We start from the raw sequence: 12433 nt of genomic DNA, 5'->3' as shown, positions 1-12433 counted from the left end.
CGTCGTCGCCGTTGCCCTGTCAGTGGAGGCGCATTATAGGGAGTTCTCGCCGGCTTACAAGGGCTAAATGCAAAAAAACAATCAAGCGCTTAAAAATAAGTCAAAAAGCCATTTTTGGCCGATTTGATGCGGAAAATAAGGGTTGTCGGTACTGAACAAATAAAAACGGGAGAAACAGCCGTTCTCTCCCGTTTTTTGATTTGTTACCCAGCGGCGTTATTGGCGGGCAACGATATTTTCACCATCAACGTCCAGCGTCACCGGCTTACCTGGGATTAATTTCCCGGAAAGGATCTGTTGAGCCAGCGGGTTTTCAATCAACTGCTGTATTGCCCTTTTAAGCGGACGGGCGCCATAAACCGGATCGAACCCAATTTCTCCCAGCCGTTCCAATGCCGCATCGGTTATTGTCACCTGATAACCGCGCTCTTCAAGGCGTTTATACAAACGCTGTAGCTGGATCTTGGCGATAGAGGCGATATGTTGCCTACCCAGCGGATGGAATACCACCACTTCATCGATACGGTTGATAAACTCAGGACGGAAGCTATGGCTAACAACCTCAAGCACCATCCCTCTCATCTCCGCATAGCTGCGCTCGCCAAAGCGTTCCTGAATCAGATCGGAACCCAGGTTCGAGGTCATAATCACCACCGTGTTGCGGAAATCGACCGTACGCCCCTGGCCGTCCGTCAGTCGCCCATCATCCAATACCTGCAGCAGAATGTTGAACACGTCCGGATGCGCCTTCTCGATCTCATCCAGCAGGATCACCGAATAAGGACGGCGACGCACGGCTTCCGTCAGGTAGCCGCCCTCTTCATAGCCTACATATCCCGGAGGGGCCCCCACTAAACGCGACACCGAATGCTTTTCCATAAACTCGGACATGTCGATACGAACCATCGCATCATCGCTGTCGAACAGGAAAGAGGCCAGCGTCTTACACAGTTCCGTTTTACCCACCCCGGTCGGCCCAAGGAACAGGAAAGAACCTATTGGGCGATTGGGATCGGACAAACCGGCGCGGCTGCGTCGGATAGAGTTCGCCACCGCTTCGACCGCTTCATCCTGTCCGATTACGCGCTGGTGCAACGCCTCCTCCATTCTTAACAGCTTTTCACGTTCGCTTTCCAACATTCTGGATACCGGAATACCGGTCCAGCGGGCAAGCACCTCGGCAATTTCAGCATCCGTAACGCGGTTACGCAACAGGTGCATGGTTTTACCTTCAAGCTGCGTGGCCGCCGCCAGCTGTTTTTCCAACTCGGGAATTTTACCGTATTGCAGCTCGGACATCTGCCCCAGATCGCCTTGCCGGCGTGCTTGCTCCAGCGAAATTTTCGCCTGCTCCAACGCCGCCTTAATATTCTGAGTGCCGGTAAGCGATGCCTTTTCCGCTTTCCACTCTTCTTCCAGCTTGGAGTACTCGCGCTCCTTCTCTTCAAGCTCGGAACTTAACAGCTCTAAACGTTTTTGGCTGGCTTCATCCGACTCTTTTTTCAGCGCCTGCTGTTCCAGCTTCAACTGAATGATACGTCGGTCCAGACGATCCAACGGCTCGGGCTTTGAGTCAATCTGGATACGAATACTGGAAGCCGCCTCATCAATCAGGTCGATCGCCTTGTCCGGCAACTTGCGGTCCGCAATATAACGATGGGACAGCGTGGCCGCGGCAACAATCGCCGGGTCGGTAATCTGCACATGGTGATGCAGCTCATAGCGCTCTTTAAGACCGCGTAAAATAGCAATGGTATCTTCTACCGTCGGCTCGGCAACGAACACCTTCTGGAAACGGCGCTCCAAAGCAGCGTCTTTCTCTATATATTGCCGATACTCATCCAGCGTGGTGGCGCCGACGCAGTGCAGTTCGCCGCGCGCCAAAGCGGGCTTGAGCATATTCCCGGCATCCATGGCGCCGTCGGCTTTCCCGGCGCCCACCATCGTATGAAGTTCATCGATAAACAGGATAACGTTCCCTTCCTGCTTGGATAAATCGGTCAGCACCCCTTTTAAACGCTCTTCAAACTCTCCGCGATATTTGGCGCCGGCGACCAGCGACCCCATATCCAGGGATAAAACGCGTTTGTTCTTTAAACCTTCCGGCACTTCGCCGTTAACAATACGCAGGGCCAGCCCTTCGACAATGGCGGTTTTACCCACACCCGGCTCACCGATTAATACCGGATTGTTTTTAGTTCGACGTTGTAATACCTGAATGGTACGGCGAATCTCCTCATCACGGCCAATAACCGGGTCAAGCTTGCCTTGTTCCGCACGCTCGGTCAGATCGATGGTATATTTTTTTAGCGCCTGCCGCTGATCCTCCGCGCCTTGATCGTTCACTTGTTCGCCCCCTCTTATCTGATCGATTGCTTTGGTAACGCTTTCCGGCGTTGCCCCTACACGTTTAAGCACGTCACTTAGCGAGCTGCGCGACTCCAGCGCCGCCAACACAAAAAGCTCCGAGGAAATGAAGGTGTCGCCACGTTTCTGCGCCAGTTTGTCGCAGACGTTTAATGTGCGAACCAACTCGCTGGACGGCTGAACATCGCCGCCGGTACCTTCGACCTGAGGTAAACGTGCTATTGCCTGATCGATTTCATTTTTCAGATGAGCGACATTGACGCCGGCCGCTGTCAATAGCGGGCCGACAGTACCGCCTTCCTGATTGAGTAAAGCGCTCATCAAATGAAGAGGTTCGATAAATTGATGGTCGCGCCCGAGAGCAAGAGATTGGGCATCGGCGAGAGCAAGTTGGAACTTGCTGGTAAGACGATCCAGACGCATAACACCTCCCATATACTGGTCAAAACTGCTACTGGAGATCAGATGAGGTCAACCCTCAAAATTTCAAGGTTATTTCGCCAGTAGTAATGGGATTAAAATGTTACTTGCCGTGGACCGCCTTAATTCAATAGGTTATATCAGCCAGATTAAACTTGCCATACGGCCCGTCACACCATCGCGCCGATAAGAGAAAAATTTTTGCCGATCGCTTACGGTGCAGTAGTCTCCGCCAAAAATTTGCGTCACGCCGGCTGCGCGTAAACGTAAACGCGCCAGCTGGTATATATCGGCCAGAAACTTATCGCCATTAGCCCTGAATGCTGACTCGGCCACGGCGTCATGCCGAATAAATGCTTCGCGAACCTCCTGACCGACCTCAAATGCATCCGGACCAATTGCCGGGCCGAGCCATGCCATAATCCGCGACGGTTTCGCACGGAAGCAGGAAAGCGTCTCTTCCAGTACGCCGGCGCACAGCCCGCGCCAGCCGGCATGCGCCGCGGCAACCTCATCGCCGGCGGCGGAACAAAACAGCACCGGCAAACAGTCGGCGGTCATCACGGCACAAACCCGCTCTTTCCCATCCGTATAAGCCGCGTCGCCGCGAACGGAAAGCGGCGCGGTACCGCCGATGCGAATCACATCCGTACCGTGAACCTGCTCCAGCCAATGCGGCATTGATGGCAAACCCGCTTCATCAACCAGCATCTGACGGTTCACCCTCACCTTTTCGGTATCATCACCGACATGGCTTCCCAGATTGAGCGCATCATACGGCGGCAAACTGACGCCGTCATAACGAGTGGTGCTACAGGCCCGGACATTCTCCGGCATCGGCCAGTCAGGATAAATTAGCATCGTTTCATCACCAGTTGAGTTGATCCTGGAACGCTTCGGTATCGGCTTTTAATGCATTGATAAGATCGACCATATCTTGCGGCAAGGGCGCATGCCACTCCATTTGTATCCCGCTGACGGGGTGATATAGCCGCAACATTGTGGCGTGCAGCGCCTGGCGATCAAAACCGCGCAGCGCCGTAATGAATTCGTCAGATGCGCCTTTCGGCGGGCGCGGACGGCCGCCGTATAGCGGGTCCCCCACCAACGGATGGTTTATATGCGACATATGTACGCGAATCTGGTGGGTGCGTCCCGTTTCCAGGCGCAGGCGCAGGCGCGTGTGCGCGCGGAAATGCTCCATAATCCGGTAGTGTGTGACCGCCGGTTTCCCCATCGGATGAACCGCCATATGCGTGCGTTTTGTCGCATGCCGGGCGATCGGCTCTTCTACCGAACCGCCGGCCGTCATATTGCCGATGGCGACGGCTTCATATTCGCGGGTGATTTCACGAGCTTGCAGCGACTCAACCAGGCGGGTCTGCGCCGGTACGGTTTTCGCCACCACCATCAGCCCGGTGGTGTCTTTATCCAGACGATGAACAATGCCCGCCCGCGGGACATCAACAATTTCGGGATAATAATGCAGCAACGCATTGAGCACGGTGCCATCGGGATTGCCGGCGCCGGGGTGAACGACCAAATCCCGCGGTTTGTTGATCACCAGAATATCCTGATCCTCATAGACGATATCCAGCGCGATATCCTGCGCTTCCCAGCGCGCCTCTTCCTCGATAATCGCATCAATCGCAATCGATTCGCCGCCCAGTACCTTCACTTTTGGCTTATTGCTGACATTGCCGTTAATCTGTACCCGGTTCTCGAGGATCCACTCTTTTATACGAGATCGTGAATAATCAGGGAACAATTCGGCCAAAGCCTGATCTAAACGTTGTCCGAGTTGAGATTCGGCCACCGTTGCGGTGAGTTGTACTTGTTGTGCCATAGTTGCAGCTTCTTCGTTAACGTTGGGTTTTCACGGCGACGCCGTTTAAAATAATGTACTATTGTCACTGGTCTAAATCGGGAGCTTAACGGACAGTCTCCCGGAATAACACTCTGAGGATAATCAAAACGTCATGACGCGTATGAAATATCTGGTGGCTGCCGCCACGTTGAGCCTGGCGCTGGCTGGCTGCTCCAGCAACTCCAAGGATGCGGTTCCTGACAGTCCGCCGTCCGAACTGTATGCAAATGCTCAACAAAAACTGCAGGACGGTAACTTTAGAGCCGCCATCACGCAGTTGGAAGCGCTGGACAACCGCTATCCATTCGGTCCTTATTCTCAGCAGGTACAGCTGGACTTGATTTACGCCTACTATAAATCCGCCGAACTGCCGTTAGCCCAGGCCTCCATCGATCGTTTCCTGCGCTTAAACCCCACTCATGCAAGCGCTGATTATGTCTTGTATATGCGTGGCCTGACCGATATGGCTCTCGACGACAGCGCGCTGCAGGGGTTCTTTGGCGTCGATCGCTCCGATCGCGATCCCCAGTATGCCCGCATGGCCTTCCGGGATTTCAGCCGGCTGATTCAAAGCTACCCAAACAGCCAGTATGCAACCGACGCCAATAAGCGGCTGGTCTTTCTGAAAGAGCGTTTGGCTAAATATGAACTTTCCGTCGCGCAATATTACACGAAACGCGGCGCTTATGTGGCAGTAGTTAATCGCGTCGAGCAAATGCTGCGTGATTATCCGGACACCAAGGCCACCAAAGACGCCTTGCCATTGATGGAAAATGCCTACCGCGAACTTCAGTTGGCGGCGCAGGCGGATAAAGTCGCTAAAATCATCGCGGCGAATCCGGCTTAAAACAAGCGCGAATGAAAGAATAAGACGGCAGCTTCGGTTGCCGTTTTTTTATGGCGGGTTCAATACATCCTTTCGATAATGACATAGCTTATCCTCCCCTCTCAAGCACTTCCCGCCGATTCCTGAGCATGGTCCACAAATCACGGTTTATTGACAAAAAGTGACAAAAAAAAGTGATCATAATCACGATTTTTGTCTTCACTCGCGTTATGCTGAAATTATCCAAGACGGACAAAGGCAGAGAGGTAAGTTATATGACTATCAATATTACCAGTAAGCAAATGGATATCACCCCCGCAATACGTCAGCATGTCGAAGACCGTCTTTCTAAACTGGATAAGTGGCAAGCCCATCTGATTAACCCGCACATCATTCTGTCAAAAGAACCTCAGGGTTTCGTTGCCGATGCAACAATCAGTACGCCAAACGGACCGCTGGTCGCCAGTGCCAAACATGAAGATATGTATGCCGCCATCAATGAGCTTATTGCCAAGCTTGAGCGCCAATTAAACAAAGTGCAGCATAAAGGCGAGGCGCGCCGGGCGGCTGCTTGCGTCAAAGATGCCAACCTGCAGGTGCCGCAGGAAGAATAATCCGGCTTCATCATTGTTATCCAACGCGCCTGAGGGCGCGCTTTTGTATCGCGGGGGGCCCTAAAGTGCCGACGCTGCGCGTTGTTCAACATCGCTCCCGGCGATTTTGTATTGACAGGATGAAAAGCCAACCGTTACTTTACATGCTATTATTTCATCCTTACGTTTCTTACATACCGGTTCAGTATGACTAACACACCGTTCTTCTTCGTATTCTTTTTCACCTTCCCCTGATTTGGGAGGCGATTCGTCGTAAGAGCAAGAATACGAAGACGAACAAAAAAGCCTCCTGAAACAGGAGGCTTTTTTTATAACGGGCTATCCCTGCCCGCCCCCTCCGGGCCGTCGCAGGCGACGTTAAAAATCGCTCCGGCGATTTTTTATAAGAACAGCAAACAGGTAACAGGATAATGACCGATAACCCACTACTGGCATTACGCGAACGCATCAGCGAGCTGGATGTAAAATTACTGGAATTGTTAGCGGAAAGACGGGAGCTGGCGCTCGATATCGCACGCACTAAATTGCATTCCCATCGCCCTATCCGCGACAAAGAGCGCGAACGTGATTTGCTCGATAAGCTCACGGCTGCGGGGAAAAAACATCACCTCGACGGTCACTACATCACCCGTTTATTCCAGCTTATTATTGAAGATTCGGTGCTGACGCAGCAGGCGCTGCTGCAACATCACCTCAACCAGACCACCGCTCACTCCGCGCGCATCGCCTTTCTTGGTCCGAAGGGGTCTTATTCGCATCTGGCGGCCCGCCAATATGCGGCCCGGCATTTCGAGCAGCTTATCGAGTGTGGCTGCCATAAATTCCAGGATATCTTCAATATGGTGGAAACGGGCCAGGCGGACTACGCCGTGTTGCCGATTGAAAATACCAGTTCAGGCTCCATTAACGATGTCTACGACCTGTTGCAACACACCGGGCTGTCGATCGTCGGCGAACTGACGAATCCAATCAATCACTGCGTATTGGTTGCTACCCCGACCAGTCTCGATCAGATTGAAACCGTTTATAGCCATCCTCAGCCGTTCCAGCAATGCAGTCATTTCCTGAGCCGTTTTCCGGACTGGAAAATTGAATACTGCGAAAGCACCGCCGCGGCAATGGAAAAAGTGGCGGAGCTTAATTCGCCCAAAGCCGCGGCGCTGGGAAGCGAAGCCGGCGGCATGCTATATAACTTGCAGGTTCTCGAACACAATCTGGCCAACCAGTCGCAAAATATTACCCGGTTTATTGTTCTGGCGCGTAAGCCCATCGAAGTGACGGAACAGGTTCCGGCCAAGACCACGCTGATTATGGCGACAGGGCAACAATCAGGCGCGCTGGTTGAAGCGCTGCTGGTGCTGCGCGACCAGGGCATCATTATGACCAAACTGGAATCCCGGCCGATTAACGGCAACCCCTGGGAGGAGATGTTCTACATCGATGTGCAGGCCAATCTGCGCAGCGAAGCGATGCAGAAGGCACTGCGGGGATTGACATCGATTACGCGCTCACTGAAGGTGTTAGGCTGCTACCCCAGTGAAAACGTGGTGCCCGTGGACGTCAACGAGTGAAAGCGGCCATCCCGGCTACATTGCCGGGATGGCGAATAGGCTGGTTGTTAATACGTATTATTGGCGGATATCGTTGGCCTGACGTAATAAAGTCCGGCTTTCAGACTGGAAGCGTCCGGCATAATCACCAAACCAGTGTTCGATCTTTTTGAAGCTGTTGATAAACGCGGCTTTGTCCGTATGTTCCAACAGTTCAATGGCCTCGCCGAAACGTTTATAATAACGTTTAATCAATGCCAGATTATTTTCAGAAGACATAATGATGTCGGCGTACAGTTGCGGATCCTGAGCAAACAAGCGGCCCACCATGATCAATTCCAAACGGTAAATGGGCGACGACAACGCCAGCAACTGCTCCAGCTGTACGTTCTCTTCCGCCAAATGCAGGCCGTAAGCGAAAGTGGCGAAATGGCGCAGCGCCTGAATAAACATCATATTCTGATCGTGCTCCACCGCGCTGATGCGATGTAAACGCGCGCCCCACACCTGTATTTGCTCCAGCAGCCATTGATAGGATTCCGGCTGACGTCCGTCGCAATAGACCACCACCTGTTTCGCCAGGCTGCCGCTATCCGGCCCGAACATGGGATGCAGCCCAAGCACCGGTCCGCGATGGGCGGCCAGCATTGCTTGCAGCGGGCCGTTTTTGACCGAAGCCAAATCCACCAGAATACAGTCATCCGGCAGTTTAGGCAGGCGGGCGATAACCTGTTCGGTGATATGGATCGGCACGCTGACAATCACCATGCCGGCGTCAGATAGCAGGGTTTCCGCTTGCGGCCAGTCCTCCTGCTCCAGGATCCTGACCTGATACCCCGACAGCGTCAGCATTTTTTCAAATAGCGCCCCCATCTGCCCGCGGCCGCCGACGATAACGACCGGGCGCAGCTGAGGATTTAAGGTCTTAAATCCCTTATCATTTTCGCTGGAGTAGGATTCGCGCATAACGCGACGCAAAATATCTTCAATCAGGTCGGGAGGCACGCCCAGCAGAGCGGCCTCTTTACGGCGCGAACTGAACATGGCGGCTTCGCGATCGGGCGCATAGATAGGCAAGCCGTAACGGCTTTTCACCTCCCCCACTTCCGCCACCAAACGCAATCGGCGTGATAATAGTGCTAACAGCTCTTTATCCACTTCGTCTATCTGATCACGCAACGCGGTCAGTTCAGCTACCATCTTCTGCTACTCTCCTGAATGTTTTACCCGTTCCGCGCCAAGCTCCTGATGTACGGAACGCAGTAACGTTTCTGTATTTTCCCAACTGATACAGGCATCCGTTACCGATACGCCATAGCGCATTTCCGCACGCGGCTGCTCTGAAGACTGGCTGCCTTCGTGAAGATGACTTTCCAGCATCAGGCCGATGATCGAACGGTTGCCTGCCTTAATCTGCTCAATGACCGACTCGACCACCAAGGGTTGCCGACGGTAATCTTTATTTGAGTTGCCATGGCTACAATCTACCATCAGCGCCGGATTCAGTCCCGCATCAAGCATCTGTTTTTCACATTCAGCGACATCTGGCGCGCTGTAGTTTGGCGTTTTGCCGCCGCGCAAAATAACATGGCCGTCCGCATTTCCCTGCGTGTGCAGCAGGCAAACCTGGCCGGATTGATTAATCCCCATAAACCGGTGCGGCATGGCCGCCGCTCGCATCGCATTAATTGCCGTGCCAAGGCTGCCGTCGGTGCCGTTTTTGAACCCGACGGGCATGGAGAGGCCGGACGCCATTTCGCGGTGCGTTTGCGATTCGGTGGTACGGGCGCCGATCGCCGACCAACTGAACAGGTCGCCCAGATACTGCGGATTATTGGGATCCAGCGCTTCAGTCGCCAGCGGCAACCCCATATTTACCAGCTTGAGCAGCAAATCACGGGCGATATGCAGCCCGGCTTCCACATCGCAAGAGCCATCCATATGAGGATCGTTAATTAACCCTTTCCAACCGACGGTGGTGCGCGGTTTTTCAAAGTACACCCGCATAACGATATACAGCCGATCGCTCAATTCAGCCGAGAGGGATTGCAGACGACGCCCGTACTCCAGGGCGGCATCGGTATCATGGATAGAACAGGGGCCGCATACGATCAGCAGACGCCGATCGCGCCCATGAATAATATTGGCGATGGTTTCGCGAGCGCTGGCGATGGCCTGGTGCTCCCCGTCGCTTAGCGGAAATTTGGCTTTCAGTTCATCCGGGGTAATCAGTATCTGTTCTTCCACAATATTGATGTTGTTAAGAGCGTCTTTTTGCATGTTCATATTTCCTGCCGAATCCTGTATGACGTAATCGATTAATGCCAGCTGCATTATGGTTTACACCATAACACGAACCGTAAAGATTTCAATCCATATTTGTAAACTTAAAATTACCGCCGATGAAACCCCACGCCGCGGTAAATCCGCCGCGCGCTTCACTACTTCATGCCAATCCCGCATGCGAATGGTGGTAGAATCAGCGGGACAAAGGGGGAACAATGCTGAAAGCCATCATAATTGACGACGAACTGCCCGCTCGTGAAGAACTTTCATTGCTGCTGGAAAACGAACCTGACATAACGATTATCGCTCAGTGCGGCAACGTGCTTGAAGCGATACCGGCTATTCATCGCTTGCAGCCTGACGTGATTTTTCTGGACATACAGATGCCCAAGGTCAGCGGCCTGGAATTAGCCGCCATGCTGGATCCGGAAAACATGCCTTACGTGGTGTTCGTCACCGCCTATGACGAATACGCCGTGCGCGCCTTTGAAGAACATGCTTTCGACTACCTGCTTAAGCCGCTGGATTCGCAGCGACTGAATAAAACGTTAAATCGTTTACGCCGCGGCGCAAGTGTAAATAAAAATGTACAGTTAATTACCGAACCCTATCTGCGCCATATTCCCTGCAACGGGCATAACCGCATTTTTTTGCTCAAGGTCGATGAGGTCGAATATCTCAGTTCCGAACTCGGCGGAGTGCACGTTGTGGGAGTAAACCAGTCTGGCTACACGCAGCTGTCGCTTAAAACGCTGGAAGAAAAAACGCCCCTGGTGCGTTGCCATCGGAAATATATGGTCAATACGGATCTGCTGAAAGAGATTAAACTGCTGGAGAACGGCGCGGCAGAAGTGCTCACCAACACCGGGAAACAGATTCCGGTGAGTCGCCGCTATCTCAAACTGCTAAAAGAAAAACTGGGCATCGCATAGCGGCGATGTGCTTTATATGGCGATAACCAACTCATGAAAGGTTTGATATGAAATACAGTTACTGCCTGGCTGTAATTCTCTTTATCGCTGGCTGCCAACATAACGCCTCTGCGCCATCGGCCGACAACGAGAAAACCTTCTGGTATGAGGCCGGTTATCAGGACGCCATATCCGGCCTGGTTGTCAAAGACAATAGCGTGTTGGAGGAGTGGTTTGGCAATCCCCAGATCGATCGCGAAGCCTATTTACGCGGCTACGGCGCGGGGCAGGCGGACTTTTGTCGCCTTGACAATATGCATGCGTGGGGGAAATCCGGCAAAAGTTTCCCCGCCAGCTGTGATGGCGTCGCCGATGCCGAGCGCCTGAAAAAACAATGGCAACAGGGTATCGAGTAATCCCCCGCCCAGTCATGTACTCAATCGTCGACAGCACGCGATCTGACAAAAGTTCAGAAACCGCTGAGTGTCATTATAATTTCAATATGAGATAATAACGGAGGTAAAATAATAAACGAGATAGTTGATTACTAACGGAGTAGTTACATGTCAAAACCTAGTCAGCCGGGCGGCGCAGCCCCTCGTACCGAACTGTTATCTCACCGAAGTACCTCTTTTGACCACCATGATGCTCTGATGGAATCCGCCAGAGACAGGCTCCGTCAGTCAGGCGATCTTCCCGCCGCTTCCGTTGAGCAGCAACTCGCCATCCTGGAAGAGCTTGCCACCTTCGAACTGGGGCGCTTTCTATTGCAGCATCATGGATTAAATGCCTACTGGACGCATCATCTGGTGACATACCGCAGCGACGCATCCGATGCCAATTTCAGCGGCCAGCTTGAGGCGCTTATTCATCAGCGGTTGCCTAGCGTACTGGCGACCCGCGAACGATTCGGCATTTTCCGGCAGCAGTTGCAACAGCTGTTACGTCCCGGCATCGTTATGGCATCCGTTCCCTGCGGATTTATGGGCGATCTGTTGCTGCTCGACTATACCCATCATCAGGATGTCAGCTTAATCGGCGTAGATCTGGATGAGCAGGCGCTGGAAGGCGCGCGGCAACTGGCGGTTCAACGGGATCTGGAAAAACGCTTATCGCTCTATTGCCATGATGCCTGGTCACTTAATCTAGGAACCCGCGTCGATGTCTTAACCAGCAATGGGCTTAATATTTACCAACCCGATGACGAACGCGTGACCGCATTATACCGTGCGTTTTTTGATGGATTGAAGCCCGGAGGTACGCTGGTGACCAGCTTTCTGACACCGCCGCCGGCGCTGTCAGCAGACTCGCCCTGGCGAGAGGCCGACCCAACCCTGCTGGCGTTTCAGCAGCTGCTTTTCTCTCGTATCCTCAATGCGAAATGGACGTCTTTTCGCACTCACGCACAAACGCAGGCCCAATTGGAAAAGGCAGGATTTAGCGACATTCAGTTTATCAACGATCGCATGCATATGTTCCCAACCGTCGTCGCACGCAAACCTCGCTAACCGCGGCCGGTGACCGCATTCATTCTCTTCACCATAATAAATATCCTCCGGCATAGCCGGAGGTTTTTCATATGCGCCTGTAAG

12 protein-coding genes and 1 other annotated feature are annotated in these 12433 nt (G+C 53.0%); of the genes, 7 read left to right on the top strand and 5 right to left on the bottom strand.

Translation table 11 applies throughout. From position 1 onward, the window contains the following. Nucleotides 1-216: 216 nt before the first annotated feature. From clpB to rluD, 3 genes are all read right to left on the bottom strand, one after another. Entirely contained in the window at nt 217-2790 is a 2574-nt protein-coding gene (gene clpB, locus DDT56_RS23745; RefSeq protein WP_136168816.1) for an ATP-dependent chaperone ClpB, read from the bottom strand. 132 nt (nt 2791-2922) lie between these two features. Then, complete coding sequence (gene yfiH / locus DDT56_RS23740; protein ID WP_136168815.1) at nt 2923-3648, bottom strand: purine nucleoside phosphorylase YfiH; 726 nt, start codon at nt 3646-3648, stop codon at nt 2923-2925. Between the two features lie 7 nt (nt 3649-3655). Further along, nucleotides 3656-4633 carry a 23S rRNA pseudouridine(1911/1915/1917) synthase RluD gene (gene rluD, locus DDT56_RS23735; protein ID WP_136168814.1) on the bottom strand — a complete coding sequence of 326 codons (978 nt, stop codon included), beginning with the start codon at nt 4631-4633 and terminating at the stop codon, nt 3656-3658. Nucleotides 4634-4766: 133 nt separating this feature from the next. Here rluD and bamD point away from each other — a divergent pair, with 133 nt between their 5' ends. The 4 genes from bamD (at nt 4767) to pheA (ending at nt 7665) form a co-directional block, all read left to right on the top strand. Further along, nucleotides 4767-5501: an outer membrane protein assembly factor BamD gene (bamD, locus tag DDT56_RS23725; RefSeq protein ID WP_136168813.1), complete on the top strand. Its 735-nt coding sequence runs from the start codon at nt 4767-4769 to the stop codon at nt 5499-5501. Nucleotides 5502-5755: 254 nt separating this feature from the next. Further along, the gene (gene raiA / locus DDT56_RS23720) at nt 5756-6094 is read left to right on the top strand and encodes a ribosome-associated translation inhibitor RaiA (protein ID WP_009111764.1); all 339 of its coding nucleotides are present in this window, start codon (nt 5756-5758) and stop codon (nt 6092-6094) included. A 185-nt stretch (nt 6095-6279) separates the two neighbouring features. After that, nucleotides 6280-6406: a sequence feature (Phe leader region), on the top strand. After that, nucleotides 6281-6328 carry a hypothetical protein gene (locus DDT56_RS24660; protein WP_210417076.1) on the top strand — a complete coding sequence of 16 codons (48 nt, stop codon included), beginning with the start codon at nt 6281-6283 and terminating at the stop codon, nt 6326-6328. It overlaps the preceding feature by 48 nt. A gap of 98 nt (nt 6407-6504) precedes the next feature. After that, nucleotides 6505-7665, top strand: coding sequence for a bifunctional chorismate mutase/prephenate dehydratase (gene pheA, locus DDT56_RS23715; RefSeq protein ID WP_136168812.1), 1161 nt, complete (start codon nt 6505-6507; stop codon nt 7663-7665). Nucleotides 7666-7722: 57 nt separating this feature from the next. On the opposite strand, the gene tyrA is transcribed toward pheA, so the two are convergent. Both tyrA and DDT56_RS23705 read right to left on the bottom strand, forming a co-directional pair. Then, a complete protein-coding gene (gene tyrA / locus DDT56_RS23710; protein ID WP_136168811.1) occupies nt 7723-8844 on the bottom strand; it encodes a bifunctional chorismate mutase/prephenate dehydrogenase in 1122 nt (373 codons plus the stop codon). A 6-nt stretch (nt 8845-8850) separates the two neighbouring features. After that, nucleotides 8851-9924: a 3-deoxy-7-phosphoheptulonate synthase gene (locus tag DDT56_RS23705; protein WP_136168810.1), complete on the bottom strand. Its 1074-nt coding sequence runs from the start codon at nt 9922-9924 to the stop codon at nt 8851-8853. A gap of 221 nt (nt 9925-10145) precedes the next feature. Between DDT56_RS23705 and btsR the strand changes: the two genes are divergently transcribed. From btsR to DDT56_RS23690, 3 genes are all read left to right on the top strand, one after another. After that, nucleotides 10146-10862 carry a two-component system response regulator BtsR gene (gene btsR / locus DDT56_RS23700; RefSeq protein ID WP_136168809.1) on the top strand — a complete coding sequence of 239 codons (717 nt, stop codon included), beginning with the start codon at nt 10146-10148 and terminating at the stop codon, nt 10860-10862. 47 nt (nt 10863-10909) lie between these two features. Further along, nucleotides 10910-11257 (top strand): DUF2799 domain-containing protein, encoded by a 348-nt coding sequence (locus DDT56_RS23695; protein ID WP_136168808.1) that lies wholly within the window; start codon nt 10910-10912, stop codon nt 11255-11257. A gap of 147 nt (nt 11258-11404) precedes the next feature. Continuing rightward, nucleotides 11405-12349, top strand: coding sequence for an SAM-dependent methyltransferase (locus DDT56_RS23690; protein ID WP_136168807.1), 945 nt, complete (start codon nt 11405-11407; stop codon nt 12347-12349). Nucleotides 12350-12433 lie beyond the last annotated feature (84 nt).

The organism is Brenneria corticis, assembly GCF_003115855.1.
Classification (GTDB): domain Bacteria; phylum Pseudomonadota; class Gammaproteobacteria; order Enterobacterales; family Enterobacteriaceae; genus Brenneria; species Brenneria corticis.
The sequence above is the reverse complement of the archived record's forward strand: the minus strand, read 5'-3'. Positions and strand labels throughout refer to the sequence as shown.

Bases quoted from the DNA above. Each gene is read 5' to 3' on its own strand.
- clpB (WP_136168816.1), bottom strand. From the start codon at position 2,790: ATGCGTCTGGATCGTCTTACCAGCAAGTTCCAACTTGCTCTCGCCGAT.
- yfiH (WP_136168815.1), bottom strand. From the start codon at position 3,648: ATGCTAATTTATCCTGACTGGCCGATGCCGGAGAATGTCCGGGCCTGT.
- rluD (WP_136168814.1), bottom strand. From the start codon at position 4,633: ATGGCACAACAAGTACAACTCACCGCAACGGTGGCCGAATCTCAACTC.
- bamD (WP_136168813.1), top strand. From the start codon at position 4,767: ATGACGCGTATGAAATATCTGGTGGCTGCCGCCACGTTGAGCCTGGCG.
- raiA (WP_009111764.1), top strand. From the start codon at position 5,756: ATGACTATCAATATTACCAGTAAGCAAATGGATATCACCCCCGCAATA.
- pheA (WP_136168812.1), top strand. From the start codon at position 6,505: ATGACCGATAACCCACTACTGGCATTACGCGAACGCATCAGCGAGCTG.
- tyrA (WP_136168811.1), bottom strand. From the start codon at position 8,844: ATGGTAGCTGAACTGACCGCGTTGCGTGATCAGATAGACGAAGTGGAT.
- DDT56_RS23705 (WP_136168810.1), bottom strand. From the start codon at position 9,924: ATGCAAAAAGACGCTCTTAACAACATCAATATTGTGGAAGAACAGATA.
- btsR (WP_136168809.1), top strand. From the start codon at position 10,146: ATGCTGAAAGCCATCATAATTGACGACGAACTGCCCGCTCGTGAAGAA.
- DDT56_RS23695 (WP_136168808.1), top strand. From the start codon at position 10,910: ATGAAATACAGTTACTGCCTGGCTGTAATTCTCTTTATCGCTGGCTGC.
- DDT56_RS23690 (WP_136168807.1), top strand. From the start codon at position 11,405: ATGTCAAAACCTAGTCAGCCGGGCGGCGCAGCCCCTCGTACCGAACTG.